The organism is Streptomyces sp. NPDC090994 (assembly GCF_044768905.1).
Classification (GTDB): Bacteria; Actinomycetota; Actinomycetes; order Streptomycetales; family Streptomycetaceae; genus Streptomyces.
On record NZ_JBIVWS010000007.1, the window covers coordinates 376,983 to 398,549 of the forward strand.

The 21,567-nt window shown below is 75.5% G+C and carries 13 protein-coding genes; 1 reads left to right on the forward strand and 12 read right to left on the reverse strand.

The features are described from left to right. Nucleotides 1-81: 81 nt before the first annotated feature. From ACIQR3_RS18700 to ACIQR3_RS18740, 9 genes are read right to left on the reverse strand one after another with little or no spacing between them, the layout of a single operon-like run. Nucleotides 82-2,880, reverse strand: a complete 2,799-nt coding sequence (locus tag ACIQR3_RS18700) for a methyltransferase (RefSeq protein ID WP_403540007.1) — start codon at nt 2,878-2,880, stop codon at nt 82-84. Then, nucleotides 2,877-4,004: a saccharopine dehydrogenase NADP-binding domain-containing protein gene (locus tag ACIQR3_RS18705; RefSeq protein ID WP_403540009.1), complete on the reverse strand. Its 1,128-nt coding sequence runs from the start codon at nt 4,002-4,004 to the stop codon at nt 2,877-2,879. The genes ACIQR3_RS18700 and ACIQR3_RS18705 overlap by 4 nt, the downstream gene beginning before the upstream one ends. Further along, nucleotides 4,001-5,830 carry an ABC transporter ATP-binding protein gene (locus tag ACIQR3_RS18710; RefSeq protein ID WP_403540012.1) on the reverse strand — a complete coding sequence of 610 codons (1,830 nt, stop codon included), beginning with the start codon at nt 5,828-5,830 and terminating at the stop codon, nt 4,001-4,003. The genes ACIQR3_RS18705 and ACIQR3_RS18710 overlap by 4 nt, the downstream gene beginning before the upstream one ends. Next, nucleotides 5,827-7,650, reverse strand: coding sequence for an ABC transporter ATP-binding protein (locus ACIQR3_RS18715; protein ID WP_403540014.1), 1,824 nt, complete (start codon nt 7,648-7,650; stop codon nt 5,827-5,829). The genes ACIQR3_RS18710 and ACIQR3_RS18715 overlap by 4 nt, the downstream gene beginning before the upstream one ends. Further along, nucleotides 7,647-13,283, reverse strand: a complete 5,637-nt coding sequence (locus ACIQR3_RS18720; RefSeq protein ID WP_403540016.1) for an amino acid adenylation domain-containing protein — start codon at nt 13,281-13,283, stop codon at nt 7,647-7,649. The genes ACIQR3_RS18715 and ACIQR3_RS18720 overlap by 4 nt, the downstream gene beginning before the upstream one ends. Further along, nucleotides 13,280-14,062, reverse strand: a complete 783-nt coding sequence (locus tag ACIQR3_RS18725; RefSeq protein ID WP_403540019.1) for a VOC family protein — start codon at nt 14,060-14,062, stop codon at nt 13,280-13,282. Before ACIQR3_RS18725 ends, ACIQR3_RS18720 begins: the two co-directional genes overlap by 4 nt. Next, nucleotides 14,059-15,204 (reverse strand): Gfo/Idh/MocA family oxidoreductase, encoded by a 1,146-nt coding sequence (locus tag ACIQR3_RS18730; protein ID WP_403540022.1) that lies wholly within the window; start codon nt 15,202-15,204, stop codon nt 14,059-14,061. Before ACIQR3_RS18730 ends, ACIQR3_RS18725 begins: the two co-directional genes overlap by 4 nt. Next, on the reverse strand, nt 15,201-16,784 hold the full coding sequence (locus ACIQR3_RS18735; RefSeq protein WP_403540025.1) for a salicylate synthase: 1,584 nt from the start codon (nt 16,782-16,784) through the stop codon (nt 15,201-15,203). Before ACIQR3_RS18735 ends, ACIQR3_RS18730 begins: the two co-directional genes overlap by 4 nt. Continuing rightward, nucleotides 16,781-17,560, reverse strand: a complete 780-nt coding sequence (locus ACIQR3_RS18740; RefSeq protein WP_403540026.1) for a thioesterase II family protein — start codon at nt 17,558-17,560, stop codon at nt 16,781-16,783. Before ACIQR3_RS18740 ends, ACIQR3_RS18735 begins: the two co-directional genes overlap by 4 nt. Nucleotides 17,561-17,725: 165 nt before the next feature. Between ACIQR3_RS18740 and ACIQR3_RS18745 the strand changes: the two genes are divergently transcribed. Further along, nucleotides 17,726-18,580, forward strand: coding sequence for a phosphotransferase (locus ACIQR3_RS18745; protein ID WP_403540028.1), 855 nt, complete (start codon nt 17,726-17,728; stop codon nt 18,578-18,580). A gap of 51 nt (nt 18,581-18,631) precedes the next feature. Here ACIQR3_RS18745 and ACIQR3_RS18750 read toward each other — a convergent pair whose 3' ends face one another. From ACIQR3_RS18750 to ACIQR3_RS18760, 3 genes are all read right to left on the reverse strand, one after another. Further along, nucleotides 18,632-19,399 (reverse strand): class I SAM-dependent methyltransferase, encoded by a 768-nt coding sequence (locus tag ACIQR3_RS18750; RefSeq protein WP_403540030.1) that lies wholly within the window; start codon nt 19,397-19,399, stop codon nt 18,632-18,634. Nucleotides 19,400-19,479: 80 nt separating this feature from the next. Beyond that, on the reverse strand, nt 19,480-20,688 hold the full coding sequence (locus ACIQR3_RS18755; RefSeq protein WP_403540032.1) for an aminotransferase class V-fold PLP-dependent enzyme: 1,209 nt from the start codon (nt 20,686-20,688) through the stop codon (nt 19,480-19,482). Nucleotides 20,689-20,692: 4 nt separating this feature from the next. Next, on the reverse strand, nt 20,693-21,567 hold an 875-nt coding region (locus ACIQR3_RS18760; RefSeq protein WP_403540035.1), incomplete at its 5' end, for a pyridoxal-phosphate dependent enzyme.

The window sequence follows — 21,567 nt, forward strand, 5'->3', positions numbered from 1 at the left end:
TCCTTGGAGTCGTACGCGTGAGTCGTAGGCGTGAGTCGTAGGCGTGAGTCGTAGGCGTGAGTCGTAGGCGTGAAGGCCGGGTCAGGGGCGCCGGGCGGCGAACACCCGGTGGCCCAGCGGGTGGAGGGGGTGTCCCTCGGCGGGCAGGTCGGCGACGGGCAGCAGGCCGGCGCCGTCGAGGACGGCCCGCCACTGGGGGTGGGTGAGGAAGCTGGCCCCGGTGACCGCGCGGGCGTCCCGCGGGGCGGCCAGCAGGAAGCCCTGGGAGGCCAGCACCCAGTACTCCTCCCGGGTCGGCTCGGTGAGCACCAGCAGCCCGCCGGGCACCAGCAGGCGGGCCAGTCCCCGTACGGAGGCGTCGGTGTCGACGGCCGCGTTGAGGACGCCGCCGGCCACCACCACGTCGAAGGAACCGGCCGCGTGCCCCTGCTCCCCGGGGTCGCGGTCGACGTCCAGCAGGCCGTAGCGCAGCCGGTCGCCGAAGCGGGCGCGGGCGTGGTCGAGGAAGAACGGGGAGACGTCGGTGAACAGGTACTCCACGGACGTGCCCGGCAGCCGTTCCAGTTCCGGCAGGACCACCTCGGTGGTGGTCGCCGTCCCGCCGCCCGCCTCCAGGACCCGGCCGCGCGGGGTGCCCCGCAGCTGGTCCGCGACCAGCGCGGAGGCGGCGTGGTGCTGGTAGCGGGCGGTGGCGCTCTCCCGGTACAGCGAGCGTGCGGTGTCCGTCTCGCCGCGCGGGAAGAGCAGGGCGGCCGCCGACCGTTCGGCCCGCATCAGGGCGAGGAGTTCCCCGGCCGAGCGGCGGGCGTAGGCGACGGTGGCGTCGGAGCCGTGGGCGGCCCGCCAGCCGCGCAGGGCGGGTCGCCACACCGTGTCGAGGTCGGTGTACGTGTCCGGTGGCACCGTGGGGGTCAGGGCGCCCGACGGGGAGCGGTCGAGCAGGTGCTCCTCGGTCAGCACGGTCAGCCAGCGGTCCAGGAGCCGCCGGTGCTCGGGGGCCGGGCGCACCGCCGCCGCGATCTCCTCCGGGGTGTGTGTCCCGGGCCCGGTCAGGCAGCCGGCCCGGTGGAGGGTGTGCAGCATGCTGAGCAGGGCGGCCCGGGCCACCTCGTGGGCCGCGTCGATGCAGGCGGGTACGTCGAGTCCGCGCAGGGCCAAGTCGGCTCGGGCGGCTGCGTCGAGTCCGCGCGGGGCCGCGTCGGCGGCCACGGCCGGGGAATCCACGCGGGTGCGGGGAGCGGTGGCCGCCAAGCCGGGGGCCCTCTCCAGGCGGGGGCCCAGCTCCGCCCAAGCCGTGACGTCCGCCGCCGTGACGCCCGGTTCCGGGCAGCTCACGCGGGTCAGGGCGGACAGGTCGGTCAGCGCGGCGGCGGGCGTCGCGGGCAGGGCGCGCGCCAGCGCCAGTGGGAGCACCGCCTCGGTGGCCTCCGCCCGTTCCAGGGCGGCGAGCAGACGGGCCGGCGCGGTGTCCGGCGGGACCGCCGTGACCCGGCCGCGCCGGGCCCAGGCGTCGAGCGCCGCCGCCGCGCCCGCCGGATCGCCGGTCAGCACGAGGACGTGCGGCGGCGGCCCCGGGTCGGGTGCGGGCCGCGGCCGTACGGCGGTCAGGGCCTGGGCCAGGTCCGCGCAGAACCGGGCCGCCTCGTCCGGCAGGGGGCTCCCTGAGCCGCCCGGACGGTCCCCGGCGACGGCGGCGAGGACGGCCGCCGCGTCGAGGTCCGTGCCGTCGGCCGTGCACACCGGTTCCCCGTCCCGGCCGTCGAGGAGGCGGCGCAGCTCCGCCGTGTCGACGGCGGCGGCCCCGGGGACGGTGGCGTGCCACAGGTACTGTCCGGCCGGGGCGGGCCCGGCGGTGTCGTCCGGGTGGCGGGCGCGGACGTCGAAACCGGCCGCCGTCAGGTCCTCCTCCCACTCCCCCGCCGCCGGGAAGACGGTGGCGGTGCCGGCCCGGCGGTCGGTGAACCGGCCGTGCGGGTCGGCGGCGTGCGGGGACGAGGCCGGCGGGGAGAGCAGGAACTGCATGGAGGTCAGGACGGTGTCGCAGTCCCCCGCCGAGTCCACCAGCAGCAGCGTGCCGCCGGGCGCGAGCAGCCGCCGGACACGGCGCAGCGCGGCCGGTATGTCGGTGGCGTTGTGCAGGACGTTGGCGGCGACGACGACATCGGCGCCGCCCGCCGGGAAGCCCTGGGCGGTGAAGTCGGCGTCCACGTCGAGCAGGGCGGTGGCGACCCCGAACCGTTCGGCGGCGGCAGTGGTGTAGAGGGGGCTGACGTCGGTGAACGTGTGGTCGGTGTCCAGGCCGCGCAGCGCCTCCGTGGTGGCGCCCGAGCCGCCGCCCAGCTCCACCACCCGCACCCGGCCGGGCGCGTGCCGGGCCACCGCCTCGGCCACCAGCTCCGCGCACCGGGCGTGCAGCCGTCCGGTGAAGGCGTTGCGCTGGTAGGCCCCGAGCGAGGCCACCACGTCGGTGTCCTCGGGCAGCAGGTCGGTGAGGGCGACCCGGTCGGCGAGCAGGTCGGGCAGCCGCTCCAGGGCGGCGCGGTGCAGGCGGGCCATCTCCGGAGGGAAGCCCAACCGCTCGTAGCGGGAGGGCAGTTCGTGCAGGGCGGGGGTGTCGGCCGGGCCCGTGGCGTGGAAGACGCCGTGCGCGTCGCGGCGGAGCGCGCCGGCCGCGGTGAGCGCGGTGAGCCACCGGTCGAGAAGGGTGCGGTGCCGTGGCGCCACGGGGAGGGCGGCGGCCAGGGCGTCCGCGGTGGCGGGCAGTACGGGGTGGAGTACGGCGGTCATGGCGGTGCGGCTGATGCCGTCCAGGTGGTGCAGGTCGCGGCGGAGCCGGAGTTCGGCGCCCGCGCCGGTGGGCGCGGAGAGCGTGCCGGTCACAGGGCACCCACCTCCGCCACCGCGTCCGGCGCGAACGGGTCCACGCCGTCCGGCAGTACGTCGACCCGCGCGCAGGGGCCCGCCGGGGTGCGGGTGAGGGCGGTGACGGCCGCCTCCGGGTCGAGGACCTCGGCGGCGAAGTGCCGTCCGGGCGGCAGGTCGCCGCGCAGCACGCTCAGCGCCGTGTGGGCGGCGACGGCGCCGCTCAGCGGGGCGTTGCCGGTGCCGTGCAGGACCGCGGTGCGCGGGGCACCGTCGGCCGTGAGGGTCACGGCCAGGGTGACCGAGGGGCGGTGTCCGGCGAGGTCCAGCGCGGCGGCCCGGCACAGGCGCCGTGCCGCCTCGTCGTGCGGCAGGACGTGCACCCGGTCGAAGGCGGCGAGGACGTGGTCGCCCCGGACCAGGGTCAGCCAGTCGCCGTCGCGGACGCCGAGGGCCCGCGCGGTCCGCGCGTCCTCGGCGGACAGCTGCGGCAGCTCGGCGCCGGCGCCCGGGAAGAAGGGCAGGTCGGTGACGGTACGGCGGGTCAGTGCGCGTGCCCGGGGTGCTCCGTCCCGCCAGGCCGCCAGAGGGCCGGCACCCGGGGTGGAGGCACCGTGCAGGTACTCCAGGGCGGAGGTGGTGGTGAAGAGGTCCAGTACGCGGGTGCGGACGGTGGCCGTGTCCGGCCGGGCGGCCCCGGCGAGCCCCGCCCAGCGGGCGACGGCCCTGGGGAACAGCCCGGTCAGGCCGGGGCGCAGCCCCGCGGAGAGCACGGCGGTGCGGCCCGCGCGCCGGTAGCGGCCGTCGTCCAGGAGCGCGTGCAGCGCGTCGTCCCCGGCGGCGTCCACATAGTCGACGCCCGCCCGGAAGGCGGCGTCGGCGGCGACGGAACCGGTGAGGTGGGACGGGCCCGCGCAGTTGACCAGGACACTCAGCCCCTCGGCGAACGCCGTCACGTCGTCGCCGTCGCGGACGTCCACCGTCCGGTGTTCCACCGCCTCGTCACCCGGCAGGTGACGGGCGAGGAACTCCGCCGCGGCGGTCGCCGACCGGCCGCCGACGCGCACCGGCCGGCCCGCCCGGCGCAGGGCCAGGACGACGTGGCGGCCCACGTCCCCGTAACCGCCGATCACCCCGATCACCGGGTCACCTCCGCGGCGTCCGCGGCGTCCGCGGCGTCCGCGGCGTCCCTGGCGTCCCTGGCGTCCCTGGCGTCCCTGGCGTCCGTGGCGTTCTCCGGCACCAGCCGCCAGCCCCTGCTGCGGCGGCGCCGTTCCCAGAAGCGGGCGTACAGGCCGTCGGCGGCGAGGAGTTCCTCGTGGGTGCCGCGTTCGGCGACGCGGCCCTCGTCCAGGACGAGGATCTGGTCGGCGGCCACCACGGTGGAGAGCTGGTGGGCGATGACGATCAGGGTGGAGTCCCGCATCAGGGTGCGCAGGGCCCGCTGGACGTACTTCTCGTTCTCCGGGTCGAGGGCGGCGGTGGCCTCGTCGAGGAGGACGACGGGGGCGCGTTTGAGGACGGCGCGGGCGACGGAGACGCGCTGGCGTTCGCCGCCGGACAGGGCGGTGCCGCCCTCGCCGACGCGGGTGGCGAGGCCGTCCGGCAGCCGCTCGACGATCTCGTCGACGCCGGCGATCCGGACCGCCTCGCGGACCTCGTCGTCGGTGGCGCCGGGCCGGCCGACGCGGATGTTGCCCTCCAGGGTGTCGTCGAAGAGGTACACGTCCTGCTGGACCAGGGAGACCTGGGCCATCAGCTGCTCCACCGGCATCCCGCGCACATCGGCGCCGCCGACCCGGACCGAGCCGGCGTCCGTGTCGAAGAAGCGGGCGATGAGCCGGACCAGGGTGGTCTTGCCGGCGCCGGACGGGCCGACCACCGCGGTCATGGTGCGCGGCGGCACCCGCAGGGAGACGTCCCGTAGGACCGGCCGGCCGGCGTCCTCGTAGCCGAAGGTGACGTTCTCGAAGACGATCTCACCGGGGCGGTCGAGGTCGGCGCGGTCCGCGGTGTCGGGCAGGGGCGGCTCGTCCAGCAGGGCGGCGAGCCGGCCGAGGTCGTTGCCGGCCATGCGCAGCATGCCGCTCATGCCGGCCGCCTCGGAGAGCGGGCCGACGAAGCGGGCGGCCAGCGCGAGGAGCGCGACCAGGGCGGCGGGCTCCACGGCGTCGTTCAGGGCGAGGGCCACGCCGGTCGCGACCAGGGCGGCGAAGCAGAGCTGCACGGCGAGGCCGTTGGCCAGCAGCCGGGGCATGGTCTCGGCGAGCATCCGGCCGCCCGCCCGGCTGCGTTCCTCCACCGCCGCCTCCAGCGGGGCGTAGCCCTGCCGGTCGCGGCCGAAGGCGCGCAGGGTCTTCTGGGCGCGGGCGAACTCCACCACCCGGTTGCCGGCGAGCGCGTCGGCGGACTCCCGCTGTTCCTCGCTGCGGCCGATCCACCCCGCCGACCAGCGGTGGGTGGCGTACAGCAGTGGCGCGCAGCACAGCAGGACCAGGCCGAGGCGCCAGTCCAGGACGAGCATGGCGACGACGACGGTGGCGGGGGTGACGACGCCGCTGACCACGGGGGTGAGCAGGTGGGCGAAGACGTTGGTGACGGTGAAGGTGCCGGTGGTGGCGGAGCGCGCGACCCGGCCGACCTTCTCGGAGGTGAACCAGCCCAGCGGCAGCCGCACCAGGTGGTCGCCGAGCCGGTCGTGCAGGGTGGTGAGGGTGACGACGGCCAGGGCGAAGCCCCGCATGGCCTGCTGGTAGCGGGCGACGCAGGTGGCGACGACCAGCACCGCGAGGACCGCGAGGCCCTGCCAGGCGCCGGTGGTGTCGCCGTCGAAGACCGACCGCAGCACGGGTACCAGGAAGGCCATGGCGACGCCTTCGAGGACCGCGTAGGCGATCAGCCAGGCCAGGAAGCGGCGCAGGGCGCCCCGGTGGCCGGGCCCCAGGACGGTGGCCAGGTGGCGGATCATCGGTCGGCCTCCTCGGTGAGCGCCCCGTCGGGGCGGTGCGCCGCCCACATCCGGGCGTAGCGCCCGTCGGCGGCGAGCAGTTCGGTGTGGGTGCCCTGCTCGACGACGCGGCCCGCGTCGAGTACGGCGATCCGGTCGGCGCCGGTGATGGTGGACAGGCGGTGCGCGACGACGAGGACGGTGCGGCCCCGGACCAGGGTGGACAGGGCGTCCTGGATCTCCGCCTCGGACTCGGGGTCGGCGTAGGCGGTGGCCTCGTCGAGGACGAGGACGGGGGTGTCGGCGAGCAGGGCGCGGGCGATGGTGAGGCGCTGGGCCTCGCCGCCGGAGAACCGGGCGTCCTCGCCGACGACGCTGTCGTAGCCGCGCGGCAGCCGGGTGACGCGGTCGTGGATACGGGCTGCGGTCGCGGCGGCGACGAGGTCGTCGTCGGTGGCGTCGGGCCGGCCCAGGCGCAGGTTGTCGGCGACCGTGCCGTGCAGCAGCTGTACGTCCTGGAGGACGAAGCCGACGTGCCGGTACAGCTCCTCGGGCGCGATGTCGCGGACGTCGGTGCCGCCGATGCGGACCGCGCCGGCGTCCGCGTCGTGGAACCTGGGGACGAGGGCGGCGAGCGTGGACTTGCCCGCGCCGGAGCCGCCGACCAGGGCGGTGACGGTGCCGGCCCGGCAGGTGAGGTCGACGCCGTGCAGGACGGGGCGCTCGGGGTCGTAGCCGAAGACGACGCCCTCGAAGGTGACGTCGTTGCCGTCGGGGCGCTGGGGCCGGTCGGTGACGGGGAGTTCGGGGACGTCCAGGAGCGCGGTGATGCGTCCGGCGGCGGCCACCGCCTTGCGCTGCGCGGTCAGGCCCTGGTTGAGGGTGAGCAGGGTGGTGGGCAGCACGGCGGCGACGAGGACCTCGGCGAGGACGTCGGCCGGCCCGACCCACCCCTCGTGCGTGAACCAGATGCCGCCGGCCAGCCCGACCACGGAGATCACCGGCACGGACAGCGCCATGGAGGTGTACGCCTCCAGTTTCAGCACCGGCCGGACCCAGCCCGCGTACTGGTCGCCGTAGGCGTGCACGGCCTCCCGGTACCCGGCGTGGGCGCGGCGGGTGCCGCCGAACACCTTGACGACGCCGATGCCGTGCACGAACTCGACGACCGCCGCGCTGACCCGGCCGAACGCGGTGTCCAGCGCGACCATCTTCTCCGCGAAGCCGCGCATCATGAACGCGTACGCCGTGAAGTAGACCGGCAGGGTGGCGAGGGCCAGCAGGGCGAGCCGCCAGTCCACCCACAGCAGGTAGCCGAGCCCGGCCAGCGGCAGGGCGACGGCACCGGCGAGTTCGACGTCGTGGTGGGCGACGAGGTGGTGCAGGTCGTCGATGTCCTCCTGGGCGGCCTTGCGGACCTGCCCGGAGGTGGTGGCCGAGTACCAGCCGAGCGGGACGCGGCCGAGTTTGGCGACCATACGGCGGCGCAGGTCGGCCTGGAGCCGGCCGTCGGCGAGGTGGGTGATCCACAGGGCGGCGCCGTTGCAGCTCCAGCCGGCGACGAGGGTGACGGCGACGACGACGGCCGCGGTGACCACCCGGTCGCGGTCCAGCGGGCCGTCGGCGAGCAGCGCCCGGCCGATCTCGGCGATGCCGACGAAGGGCACCAGGTTCGTGACGGCGCCGAGGGCGCCCAGCACGATGCCGAGCCGGGTCATCCAGGCGACGGGGCGGCGCAGTTCGCGCAGGGCGCCGGCGGTGGCCGGCGGGGCGGGGGCCGGGCGCTCGGGCGCGGTCGCGGCCTCGGCGGCGGTCGTGGTCGTCGTGGTGGTCGTGGTCATCGGGGGGTGTCTCCCTCGGCGTCCCGGCGCGGCTCGGTGTCGGGCCCCGGCTCGGTGTCCGGGCCCGACGGCCGCAGCGGGGCCGCCAGGTGTTCGGCGACGGTATGGACGTGCGGTGGCTCGATGACGCTGAAGTGGTTGCCGGGTACGTCGGTGACGGTGAACCGGCCCAGGCAGGTCTCGGCCCAGAACGGCTCGGCCAGGTGGCCGACGCCGCCGGTGACGCCGAACGACTGCTGCTCGGCGGCGCGCAGGAACGTCATGTCGCCCGCGTAGGGCTCCAGTTGGAGGTGGGCGGCCTTCATGCTGTGCCGGCAGGTGCGGAACAGGGCCGGGACCAGTTCGGCGTCGACGGGCACCTGGGCGTTGTCCTCGGCGGCGCGGGCGTACGCGGCGAGCCGTTCCTCCTGGGGGCGGGCGGCGGCCCGGCGGGCGGCGGCGGCCACCGCGGCCAGGCCCTCGTCGGCCCCGTCGGTCTCGTCCAGGGCGGCGAGCGCGCCGGCCGGGATGCGTCCGCCGCCGCGTTCGGTGAGCAGTTCCACCGCCCGGTAGACGTCCTGGTCGGCGACGTCCGGTCCGAAGACGGCCGGTACGGGGTCCAGGCCGAGGTTGGGCACGAAGATGGACTCGTAGGCGAGTTCCTCGTCGGTGTCCAGGAACATCGGGATGCTGTCGACCAGGGTGAGGTCGTCCACCCGCAGCCCGCGTTCGGTCAGCCGGCGGGCGACCTCGGTGGCGAGCAGTCCGCCGAGGCAGTAGCCGATCAACTGGAAGCGGGTGTGGCCCTCGTCGGCGAGGCGCTGGGCGTACCGGTCGGCGACGGTGGCCACCAGGCGATCGGGCGGGGTCGCGGTGTACACCTCGGCGTCGGCGACGGCCACGCCGAGCACCGGGCCGAGGTCCTGGGCGGCCAGGGCGCGGCCGAGGTGCTGGAAGTAGTCCAGGGTGCCCAGCGCCGCGTGGAACATGACGCGCACGGTGCCGTCGGGGTGCGGAGCGCCGCCGAACGGCACGAGCAGGGCGTTGCCGCTGGTGTCGCGGGCCCCGGCGTCGGCTGCGGCGGGTGCCGCCGTCGTGCGCAGGGCGCGGGCCAGGGCCCGTACGGTGGGCTCGTTGAGCATCTGCCGCAGCAGGGCGTCGTAGGTGAACTCCGCCGCCTCCGGCACCTCTTCGCGCAGCCGGCCCGCGACCCGGGCGAGGATCAGGGAGTCGGCGCCGTGGTCGTAGAAGTTGTCCTCGGGTGCGAGGGCGGTGATGCCGAGGGCGGTGGCCCACAGGGCGCACAGCCGCTCCTCCAGCCCGGCGTCCCCGTCCGTGACGGCCGCTTCCGCGCCGGCCAGTTCGCCGGGCCGCCGGGCGGCCAGGGCGCGCCGGTCGATCTTGCCGTTGGCGGTCATGGGCAGCGCGTCGACGACCTGGAGGTGGCCGGGCACCATGGCGGCGGGCAGCCGCTCGGCGACGAACGCGGCCAGCTCCTGGGGCCGCAGCGGCGTCCGGTCCGCCTTGGCGCGCAGCACGAACAGCCGGTGCCCGGCGGCGTCGAGGGCGTGTCCGGGGCCGGGCAGAGTGAGGACCGGCTCCGCCCCGGCGCGGTCGAACAACTCGCGCCAGCCGTCCTCGTCGAGCAGCGGGCAGGCGCCGGCCTCGCGGTCGCCGTCGGCCGGTTCCATCATGAAACCCTGGGTGAGCAGGATGTGCGGGTGGGCGCCGACCGGTTCGGTCACCACCAGCAGCCCGCCCGGGGCGAGGAGTTCGACTGCGGTGCGCACAGCGCGGGCGCTGTCCCGGGCGCTGTTGAGCACGCCCGCGCAGAGCACGAGGTCGGCGGAGTTGGGCGGCAGGCCCTGCGGGAGCGGGTCGCGGTCGATGTCCACCACGCCGAAGCGCAGGCCCTGTCCCTGGAACGCGGCGCGGGCGCGGGGCAGGAAGGACGGGCTGACGTCGGTGAACAGGTAGTCGACGTCGAAGCCGTCGAGCAACGGCAGGACCGACTCGGTGGTCGCGCCGGTACCGGCGCCGAGTTCCAGGACGCGCAGCGGGCCCAGGCCGTCGTGCTCGGCCGCGCGGCGGTGGACCACGGCGGCGACGGCGGCGTTGAGGTGCCGGGAGAGGGCGTCGTCGCGGTAGACGGCTCGGGCGGGGGCGTCGTCGCCCTCGGGGAAGAGCAGGTCGAAGGGGTTGACGCGGTCGTCGAGCAGGTCGTCGAGGCGGTCGGTGTGCGCGCGGTGGTAGGCGAGGTAGTCCTCCGTGCACAGGCCGTCGGCGATCCCGCGGGCGGCCTCGTCCCAGGCGGTGTCCGGATCGTCGGCCGCCTCCCCGGCGCGGTAGCGGCCCGCCTCGTCCCGCTCCAGCAGCCCCGCCTCCGCCAGTGCCGTCAGCCAGTGGCGCACCAGCCAGCGGTGGCGGGGGGCCACCCGGGCGGCGTCCAGTATCTCGTCCGCGCTCCGGGCGACAGCGGGGGCGGCGGCTCCGGCTTCGGCTCCGGCTCCGGCTCCGGCTTCGGCTCCGGCTCCGGCTCCGGTTTCGGCTCCGGTGAGCGCGCCGCGGCGGCGCAGGGCGTGCAGCATGGTCAGCAGGGCCGCCCGGTGCAGGGCCCGGTGGTGGGCTGCGGTGCGCTCGGGGCCGGCGTCGGGCAGGAGCCGGTCGGCGTGGCGCTGGGCGGCGGTGCGCAGCCGGGCGTCCCGGGCCGTCTCGTCCGGCGCGGTGCGCGGGGCCGGTTCGACGAAGCCGAGCAGCATCCGGTCGCCGTCGTCGTCGCTCGCCACGGCCGCGGCGGCACCGACGGCCGGGTGGGCCAGCAGGGCGGCCTCGACCTCGCCGAGTTCGATGCGGTGACCGCGGATCTTGACCTGGTTGTCCTCCCGGCCGAGGAACTCGATCTCCCCGCCGGGCAGATACCGGCCCACGTCCCCGGTGCGGTACAGCCGCTGTCCGTCGTGGGGGTGGCCGGGGAAGCGGCGGGCGGTGAGGTCCGGGTCGTCGAGGTAGCCGAGGGCCAGCCCCTCCCCGGTGATGCACAGTTCGCCGGGCACCCAGACCGGGCAGTCGCGGCCGTCCTCGTCCAACACCCGGAAGCCCTGGTTCCGCAGCGGGACGCCGTACGGGATGCTGGTGCGTCCGTCGTCCGCCTCGGTGACCGGGTGGTGGATGGACCAGATCGCCGCCTCCGTGGCGCCGCCCAGGGACATCAGCGACAGGCCGGGCAGCAGCTCGCGCAGGCGGCCGGGGAGCGTCACCGGGATCCAGTCGCCGGAGAGCAGCGCGAGGCGCAGCGAGCCCAGGTCGGCGGGCTCGGTGGTCAGGTAGTCGGCGAGCATGTGGAGCTGGGCGGGGACGGAGTTCCACAGGGTGACGCCGTGCCGGGCGACGAGGTCCGCCCAGTGGGAGGGGTCGGCGCCGCGCGCCGGGTCGGGCAGGACGAGGGCGGCGCCGGTGGCGAGGGCGCCGAAGACGTCGTACACCGACAGGTCGAAGCCGAGCAGGGCGAGCTGGAGCACCCGGTCGGTGCCGGTGACGCCGAACCGCTCGTTGACGTCGTCGACGGTGTTGAGGGCGGCGCGGTGGGAGGTGACGACGCCCTTGGGGTCGCCGGTGGAGCCGGAGGTGTAGATGACGTACGCCGGTGCGCCGGGATCGCCGGCCTCCGGTACAGGTATGGACGCGAGGGGTATCAACCGGTCGACGTCGACGCGGTCCACGCCCTCGGGGCGTCCCTCGCCGTCCTCGACCCAGGACTGGGTGAGGACCTGCCGGACCCCGGCGGAGGTCAGCAGCCGGGCGCGGCGCAGCGCGGGCTGCGTGGTGTCGACGGGCACGTACACGCAGCCGGCGAGCAGCACGCCGAGCACGGCGGCGGCCTGCTCGGGTCCCTTGTCCATGACGACGGCGATCCGGTCGCCGCCGGTGCGGCCCGCCGCCCTCAGCGCGTCGGCCACGGCCCCGGCGCGGCGGGCGAGTTCGCCGTAGGTGACCGTGCCGAAGTCGCCCAGCAGGGCGGGGGCGTCGGGGGTGCGGGCGGCGCGGGCGAAGAAACCCTCGTGCAGCAGGCCCTCGGGCAGCGGCCCCGCCGTGTCGTTGACGGCCCGGCGCTCCCGCTCCTGCCAGGCGGGCAGGGCGACGAGGTTCGGGCGGTCCCAGGCGTCCGGGTCGTCGGCCAGGACGTCCAGCAGCGCGCCGAAGGCGGCGAGCATGTCCTCGGCCATCCCGTCGGGCAGCACGCCCTGCCGGATGTCCCAGTTGACCTCCAGGTCCCCGGAGCCGTCGCCGACCTGGCAGTCCAGGAAGACCTGCGGGGTCTGGGTGATGCCCAGGCCCAGCCTGCGGCCGCTGCGCTCCGACGAACCGGGGCCGAGCCCGAGCGAGCTGGTGAAGACGTACGGCATCAGGGCCGCCTCCCGGCCGCGGGCCCGGGTGAGGTCGCGGATGACCTCCACGCCCGAGTACAGGCGGTGGTCGAGGTCGGTGAAGAGCCGCTCGCCCAGCCGCTTCGCCCGCTCGGCCGGCGCCGCCCCGGGCTGTGCCTCGACGGCGAGCAGGGTGACGGAGGTGAAGTCGCCGACCAGGCGGTCGACGTCGGGGTGCAGCGGCATGCGGTTGAGCAGCGTCAGGTTGACGGTGAAGGAGGTGCGGCGGCTCCAGCGCTCCAGGACCGACACATAGGCGGCGAGGACGGCGGTGGTGGGGGTCAGTCCGCGGGCCGCCGCCTGTCCGCGCAGCCGCTCCCAGGCCGGCGCGGGCAGGCGGTGGGAGAGCCGTGCGAAGCGGGGTGCTCCGCCGTCCGGCGCGCTGACCAGGGGCAGGTCGGGGGCGGGCGGCAGGGACGCCAGCCGGGAGCGCCAGTAGTCGCGGTCGCGGCGGTGGCGGGCGGTGTCCTTGAGGGCGCGTTCGGCCAGCACGTAGTCGCGGAAGGAGATCGCGGCCCGCGGCAGGGACGAGGTGTCGGTGGGGTCGGGCGAGGCGAGCAGGCTGTCCAGTTCGTCGAGGAGGACGGCGGCGCTGGCCCAGTCGGCGATGAGGGAGTCGAGCGAGAAGTGCAGGACGTCGCCGTCGGGCAGCCGGGTCACCCGCAGTTCGAACAGGGGCCAGCGGGTGGTGTCGTACGTACGGTGTCCCAGGTCCGCCCGGACCGACTCCAGGTGCCGTTCCCGGCCCGCCGGGTCGTCGCGCAGGTCGGTGACGGCGACCCGGCAGCGCGGCACCTCGGCGAGGACCCGCTGGTAGCCGTCCTCGTGGACGACCGCGCGCAGCATGGCGTGCCGGGCGATCAGCGCGTTCCAGGCGTCCTCCAGCGCGGCGGGGTCGAGGCTCGGGTAGTGGATCTCCAGGTAGCCGTGGCAGGCGACGCCGCCGAGCCCGAACGGGTCCCGCCGGCCCAGCAGGTAGGCGCTCTGCACGTCGGTGAGCGGGAACGGCTCGTGGGCGGCGGCGGGGTCGGCGGTGACCGTGCGGGCGGCGTCCTCCGCGTCGAGCAGGGCGACGACCCGCTCCTTGTGGTGCCGCAGGGCGGCCCGGCGTTCCTCGGTGAGGACGCCCTGCGGCGCCCGGAACCGTATCTGTCCGTCCTCGCTCCACAACTCGACGCCGAGTGCGGTGAGTTCGTCGATGAGGCCGGCCGCGGTGGTGGGTGCGGTCATGACGTGGAGGACCCCTTGCCGTGTGTGGTGGGCGGTACGGGTGCGGTGTCGGCCGGGAGCAGCACGGCGCCGTGCAGCAGGGCCGGGTCGGGCGGTGCGGTCAGTCCGGCGAGGTGGACGGCGCGTACGGCGGTCACCGGCGCCTCCTCCAGGCGGAGGCCGGGCGCGTCACCGGCCAGGCGCCGTACGGCGGGCAGGTCGGCGGGGCGGACCCCGAGGACGACCTCGGTCAGGGCGGTGGCGCCGTTGGGGTGGTGCACGGCGGCCGGGTGCTGGGGCGGGTCGTAGGGGGTGACGAGGAAGGGGAGACGGCCGGACCTCGGGTAGGAGAAGGCGAACCGGGTCTCGGCGCCGTCGGGGCGCTTGCGGGTCCAGCGCACCACGCGCCCGCAGGGCACCTGCCGGGCGAGACCCTCCAGCCGGGCGTCTTCGACCAGCAGGGCGAGGTCGCAGAAGCCCTCGTCCTGGCGGGCCCAGCGGACCATGCGCTCGCCCGCGCCCCGGCCGAAGCGCAGGTCGACGGGGAGGCGCATCCAGCGGGCCCCGGGCGGCGTGGCCAGCAGCTCGATGACCGGTCCGGAGGAGAACCAGACGTGCGCGTGCAGGGCCTTGTGCTCGGGGGCGGTGGCGTAGGCGACCTCGAAACCGGCGGTGCGGAAGTCGGCGACGGCGCGGCGCAGGTCGTGCACGCGCAGGAGCACGTGGCTGCACCGGCGGGCGGGGCTGTCGGTGGTTCCGGTCATTCCGGTGGTGTCGGGGGTGTCGGGGGTGTCGGTCATCGTGCCTGGTCTCCTGCGGGGGCGGTGACGGATGAGGCCGCGGCGTCCCGCAGGTCGGTCCAGGGCACGACGGGCGGTTCGGGGGGCCGGATCAGCTCCGGCAGGCCGAGCTGTGCGGTCAGGTCGGCCCAGCAGCGGGACACCGACAGCGCCCACTGCCCGGCCGCGGGCCGCAGGGCGGGGTCGGCGGCGGCGTCGCGCAGCCGGTGCAGGGCGGCCAGCACGGCCCGCGGCCACAGGTGGGCGAAGACGTCGTGGTAGCTGTCGGCGGCCGGGTGCAGTTCCACGGTGGAGGGGGTGGCGAGCCGTTCGGTGCCGGGCCCGGCGAGGACCAGGCGCCCGGTGGTGTCGCGGGGCGCGTGCAGGCGCGGGTTGAACAGCACCGGACCGTGGGTGTCGGCGAGGGTGAGGACGCCGGCGTCGGTGCCGAGCGAGACGCGGTGCAGCAGGTGGGAGTGGTTGTCGGGGTCGTCCGGGTGGACCTCGTTCTGCACCCGCAGGGTGACGGGGGCACCGCCGACCACGGCGTGCAGCGTGCGGAACGGCTGCGGCTGTCCGGTGAGTCCGGCCAGTTCGGCGTCGGGGCCGGGCTGGGCACGGAAGGCCCAGGGCCGCAGCGTCCCGGCGGCCCGCCCGAGGACGTCGAGCAGAGGGTAGGCGACCTGGCTGTTGCAGGCGGCGTCGAGGAACCGGACCGGCCCTCGGGCGCGCAACACCTCGGCGGCGGCCAGGAACGCGCGTACCGGCGCCAGGTCGGGGTAGAGGGTGCCGACGGCGTAGGCGGCGTCGCCGTCGCGGGCCGCCCGCAGGTTGTCGGCGAGTTCGCCGGCGTGGACGGGGTGTTCCTGGAGGACGTGGATGCCGCGGCGCAGTGCGGTGCGGGCGATGTCCGACCCGGGGCCGCCGGTGGCGCCCGAGCGGACGACGACGCAGAGGACGTCGGTGTCGTCGGGAAGCCGCGCGGCGTCGGTGTACAGCGGCACTCCCGACCGCTCGGCCAGCCGCCTGGAGTAGTCGCCGCCCTTGGCGAGGATGCCGGTGAGGGTGAACGCCTCCGGGTCGCCGCGGACGGCGTCGAGGTAGATCCGGCCGAAGGCGGTACCGGCGACGACGACCCGCAGGGGACGCCGGGCGCGGCTCACGAAAGCGCCCCGACGGCCACCGCGTCCGTGCCGGTCCCGGTGTCCGTGCCGGTCCCGGGGTCTGTGCCCGTACCGACACCGGGGTCTGTGCCCGTACCGGTGCCGGGGTCTGCGTCCGTGCCGGTGTTTGTGCCCGTGCCCGTGCCCGCGTCCGTGCCGGTGCCCGTGCCCGCACCGATGTCCGTCCCCGCCCCCGCCCCCGCCCCCGGCACCCCCGCCCGGGAGGCGGGCACGAGGTGCCCGCTGACCGCGCGCAGCTTCTCCCGGGTCTCCTCCAGCTCCCGTTCCGGGTCGGAGTCCGCCACGACACCGGCACCCGCCCGCAGCCAGGTCCGGCCGCCCCGGCGCAGTACGGTGCGCAGCACGAGGGCCGCGTCCAGGGTGCCGTCGGCCTCCAGCCGTACGACCGCGCCGCTGTACAGCCCGCGTTCGCCGGGCTCGGCACGGCGGATCGCGTCCAGCGCGCTCCGCTTGGGTATGCCGGAGGCGGTCACCGCGGGGAACAGGGCGGCCAGCGCGTCCCACCGGTCCCGGCCGGGCGCGAGCCGGCCCCGCAGCCGCGAGGCGAGGTGCTGCACGCTGCCGCGTTCCTCCACGGCCATGAACTCCTCGGTGCGCACCGTCTCCGGCAGGCACACCGCGTTCATCTCCTCCTGCACCAGACGGACGGAGACGGCGTGCTCGTACACCTCCTTGGCGTCGCGGTGCAGTTCGGCGCGGCGGGCGGCGTCCGCGGCGGGGTCGCCGGTCAGCGCGCGGGTGCCGGCCAGCGGCTGCGCCGTGACGGAGCCGTCGGCGTCGATCCGGGCCACGATCTCGGGACTGAACCCGGCGGCCTCCCAGCCCCCGTGCCGCAACAGGAAGGAACGGGCGGGCAGATGCCCGCGCCGGCCGGCCAGATAGGTCGCCGGGAGGTCGAGTTCGACGGGTACGGACACGCTGCGCGAGACGATGGCCTTGTCCAGCTCCCCCGCGCGGACGGCACGCACCGTGCCGGCGACAGCCGCGCGGTACCGGTCGGCGTGCTCCTCCAGGTCGACGCCGACGCGCGCGCCGAGCGGTACGCCCGCCGAGCGCACGGCGGCGCGCAGCAGCTCCTCCAGCTCGTCCAGGGCGGCCTGGCCCGCCGCCCGCAGCACCGCCGCGGCGGACGTCAGTTCGATCTCGCGTTCCGGGACCACGAAGCGGGCGAGAGCGGCGCCGGTGGGCGCGTCGCCGCCGTGGTAGGCGTGAGTGAGCTCGAAGGCGATCCAGCCGTGCGCCGATCCGACGCCGCCGGTGTGCCGCTGGAGCAGTTCACCGACGGTGGCCAACGGGTGTGCGCCGACCGGCAGTTCGGCGTCTTCGACGTCCGTGCCGTGCAGCCGGGCGGTCGCGCCGTCCGCCTCGACCACGGCCGACTCGCCCTCGCTCCATACGACGGAGCCGTCCCGCTCGTAGAGGAGGTGGGGCGCGTCGGAGGCCGCGGCGAGGGCGGCGGCGACGGTCACGGGGTCGGCGGTGAAGGTCAGTTTGCGTTCGGAGAAAGGGGCCCGAGGGCTGAGGGCGTCCCGAGGGCTGAGGGCGTCCCGAGGGGTCACGAAAGGTTCTCGCTTTCCGGTCGACAGCGGGCGCCGGTGGCCGCGGCGGTACGGGTGACGTCCGCGAGCAGGCGCAGCACCGGCTCCCGGCGGGGGGTGAAGTAGAAGTGGCCGCCCGGGAAGGCGCGCAGGGCGAAGGCGCCGGTGGTGTGCGCCGACCACGCGCGGGCCTGCGCCTCGTCGACCTCGGTGTCGGCCTCCCCCAGCAGGGCGGTCACGGGGCAGTCCAGCGGCGGGGAGGCGGGGCGGTGGTAGGTCTCCGCGAGTCTGAAGTCGGCGCGGACGGCGGGCAGGTAGGCGGCGCGGACGGCCGGGTCGGCCAGCAGTTCGCCGCGGGTGCCGCCGAGCCGGGCCAGTTCCGCCACCAGGTCGTCGTCGGGCCGGGTGTGCAGGTCGCCTCGGGCCGGCAGCGCGGGGGCGCGGCGGCCGGACACCACGAGGTGGTCGGGGGCGGCGCCCCAGGCGGTCAGCCGGCGCGCGGTCTCGTGGGCGACGACGGCGCCGAAGCTGTGGCCGAAGAGCACCAACGGCCGGTCGGTCAGGGGCAGCAGCGCCGCGCAGACGCCGGTCACCAGATCCTGGAGGTCGTCGGCGGGCGGTTCGGACAACCGGTCCTCCCGCCCCGGGTACTGCACGGCGGACAGCTCCACGTCGTCGGGGAGGCCAGTGCCCCAGGCCGCGTACGGCCCGGCCGTGCCGCCGGCGTGCGGCAGGCAGACCAGGCGGGCGGAGGGGTTGTGTCGGGGTGTTCGGCAACGCAACCAGGCGTCCGTCACGTGCGGTTCTCCCTCGGGCTGCGGGATGACGTCGGGCGCTGCCCATACAAGCTTTAGTGAAAACGATTGTCAATACCGTCAGTTGGGTCGTGGGTAGAGTCGTCGCCGGAAGGCCGCCGCTCGGGGAGCCGCGGCGGCACCCGCAGGAAAGGCGGCCAGGCGAGGATGCGTGCAGCAGAGGTCCGGCGTGCGACAGCCGCGGCGGGGTCGACGGCCGCGGCGCTCGGCCTGACGGTCGACGACGCGGTCGTTCTCCATGACTCGAACAAGCTCACCCTGCGTCTGCTGCCGTGCGACGTCCTGGCCCGGGTGGCGCCCGGAGCGGATCAGGTCGCGCGGTTCGAAGTCGGCCTCGCCCAGCGGCTCGCGGCGTCCGGATGCCCGGTGGGCACCCTCGATCCTCGCGTGGAGCCGCGCGTCCATGAGCGCGACGGCTTCGTGATCACGCTCTGGACCTACTACGAACCCGTGCCGTCCGCGGAGGTCTCACCGGCCGCCTACGCCGGCGCGCTGGCGCGGCTGCACACCGGCATGCGCGGACTGGACGTGGCGACACCGCACTTCGCGGACCGCGTCGAGCAGGCGCAACGACTCGTGGCGGACCGCGACCGGACCCCGGAGCTGGCCGGCCCGGACCGGGAACTGCTCGGCCGCACGCTGCGGAACCTGAGGCGGACGATCGGCGAGCACGGCGGCGCCGAGCAGTTGCTGCACGGCGAGCCGCACCCGGGCAACCTGCTCGCCACGCGGCACGGGCCGCTCTTCATCGACCTGGAGACGTGCTGCCGCGGTCCCGTCGAGTTCGACCTCGCCCACGCGCCCGAAGCGGCCGGCGAGCACTACCCGGGCGCCGATCAGGACCTGCTGCGCCAGTGCCGGACCCTCGTCCTGGCGATGATCACCGCCTGGCGCTGGGACCGGGACGACCAGTTCCCGGACGGGCGCCGGCTGGGCAGGAAATGGCTCGGGCAGATCCGCGCGGCACTCGCGCGCAACGACGGCCCGGACCCGCGCGGCTGATCGCGGACCTGCGGAGCCGGGACGCCGGTCCGCCCCCGGGGTCACCCCTCCTCACCCCTTGACCGCCACCAGCACACAGCTGTCCCCCACCTGCCACACCGGGGTGATGTCCCGGAAGCCCGCCTGGTGCAGCAGTTCGGCGTGGCGGCGCACGGACAGGTGCCGGTTGCCGCCGCCCCCGCCGGACGACGGACGGCACCGCTCCCGCTGCTCGAACAGATCGGCCAGCTCCGGGTCGGCGGCCACCGCCTTCCACCAGGAGTCCCAGTCCTCCTGACCGTGGCCGCCCGCGCGCTCGGCCCGGCAGCGCCCCACATGGGCGGTCAGGTCGGAGCAGGACCGCACGTCCGGCGGGAAGTGATCCCCGTTGATCAGCGCCCCGCCGGGACGGAGCAGGGCCCCGAGGCTGCGGTAGGTCTCCAGCAGGACGGGTTCCGGCAGGTAGTGCAGGGCCGTCGTCGAGACGGCGACGTCCAGACTGCGGCACAGCTCCAGGGCGTCGGTCCACCCGTCCTCGCCGATGACCGCGTCCACGTACCGCGCGGCGTCGGCGTGGTGGGTGCGCCCCAGCTCCAGCAGCACCGGGTCCATGTCCACCGCGACGATCTCCGCGTCCGGCAGCCGGCGGGCGAGCCGGGCGGACAGGGAGCCCGGCCCGCAGCCCAGGTCGAGCAGGAGCGGCCGGGAGCGGCCGGCGCAGATGTGCTCGACGACGTCGGAGATCACGGTGAACCGTTCCTCACGGTCCACCGCGTACAGCTGCTGCTGCCGCTCCCAGCGCTCCACCCACGTCCTGGCCGTCTCCATGCTCACGCCCATCTGGTCGCGCCACCTCTTTCGTCTCTCATCTGTCGCGACTACCACGCAATCTACAGATGGAAACGATTATCAGTAGCCATTCACGCCAACGACTCGAGTACGGACAGCAGGCGGTCGATCTCCTCCTCCGTGTTGTGCACGTGCAGACTCACCCGCACAACCCCGTTCTTCTCGTCCGCGCCCGCCTGGCAGAGGCTGTCGGCGCGGACCATGAACCCGTGGCTGAAGAGGATGAATCCGAGGTCGTCGGAGGGTATGTCACGGTGCCGGAAGGTGACGATGCCCTGCCGCCGCTGCTCCTGCGGCAGGGGTGAGCCGGCGGCCAGACTCGCGGTGCAGCCGAGGATCTCGTACACGTCCAGCAGCCGCAGCCGGTCGGTCAGCCGGGTGGCCAGGCGGACGGCGTGCCGCGCGACGCGGTCGACGCCGGCCGCGTCGAGCCAGTCCAGCGCGGCCAGCAGCGACACGATGCCCACCGTGTTGGGGGTGCCCGCCCACCCGGCGGGCGTCAGGGCGGGGCCGCGGGTGTTGCGCGCCCAGACCGCCCCGGTGCCGGGCAGCGCCATCACCTTGTGCCCGGAGAAGACCACGAAGTCGACGTCGAGGTCCGGGTCGCCGACGTCGACGGGGAGGTGGCCCACGCTCTGGGCGGCGTCGAGACAGATCGGCACGTCCGGGCCGACGGCGGCCCGCAGACGGTGGACGTTCATGTCGCCGCCGTAGACGTGGTGGACGTGGGTGGCGGCGACGAAGCGGGTCCGGGGGCCGACGGCCTCGGTGAGGGCGCGGTGGTCGTAGTCGCCGGAGGCCGCCTGGTACGGCAGTGCCCGCAGGCGCACGTCGACGCCCCGGGCGGCGAGCAGGTGCCGGGCCTCCTGCCAGGGTTCCAGGTTGGCCTGGTGATCGGAGAAGGGGACGAGGATCTCGTCGCCGTCGGTGAGCCGGGGCACCAGCCAGTCCCGGGCGATGGTGCGCAGTCCCTCGGTGGTCCCGCTGGTGAAGTGCACCGAGGAGTGCTCCGGCCGGGGGTCGCCGAGGAACTCCTTGACGCGCCGCCGGGCCCGTTCGACCAGCTCGGTGGTCTTGTTGGCCCAGGGGTAGGTGCCCCGGCCCGCGTTGGCGTTGGACGTGGTCAGGTAGGTCTGCACGGCGTCCAGCACCGCTTGCGGTTTCTGCGCGGTCGCCGCGCTGTCCAGGTACGCCAGTTCCGGATGCGCGGTGATGATCGGGAACTGCTCCCTCAACCGCCGCTGCCACAGGCGGTCTTCGTCAGGTGTGTGTCCGTCCATGACCTCACTCCCGTACCAGTGGGGCGCCCGCGTCCCGCCAGGCGACGATCCCGCCCGCCAGGCTCCGCACGTCCGGATGCCCCAGCCGGGTCAGCGCCGCCGCGTACCGCAGCGACTTCTCACCGACCGGACAGGCCAGCAGGACCGGGGTGGTCTTGCTGAACGGCAGCCCGCCCCGCAGGAGTTCCTCGAACACCTCGTCCACGATGTTCAGCGACCCCTCGATGTGCAGCGCCGCGTAGGCGTGCGGGCCGCGCAGATCGACCACGAGAGGGCGGGGGTCACCGGCCGTCACCCATGCCCGGGCCTCCTCGACACCGATCGTCCGGGCCTCCGCTTTCGCCTCCGCCGCGCTCGGCACCGAGGACGCGCGTCCCCCGCCCGACCGGCCCAGCAGTTCGGGGCGGCGCTGGCGCACATAACTGAGGTAGCTCTCCGCGCGGTCGCACACGATGAACACCGCGCTCTCCCGCCGCCCCGTCCCCTCCAGCCCCGCGTCCACCTCACGCAACTGCCGCACCGCACCGAAATACGCCGCACCACCCGTCGGCCCCGACAACAGCGCGCACCGCCGGATCAGCGTCACCATCCCCTCGATCGCCTCACCCGACGTCACCGACGCCATCACGTCGTACGTCACCGGATCGAACAACCCGACCTGACGCACCTCGTCGATCGTCCGGATCCCCGGAATGAAATCCGACTTGTCCGCCACCAGACCCAGCACCCGCACCCCCGGATCATGCTCCCGCAGAACCCGCGCCACCCCCGTCGACGAACCCGCCGTCCCCACACACGCCACGAACCAGTCCGGCACCCGCCCGTCCAGATCCTTCACGATCTCCGGACCCGTCCCCTCCGCATGCGCCTCCACATTCA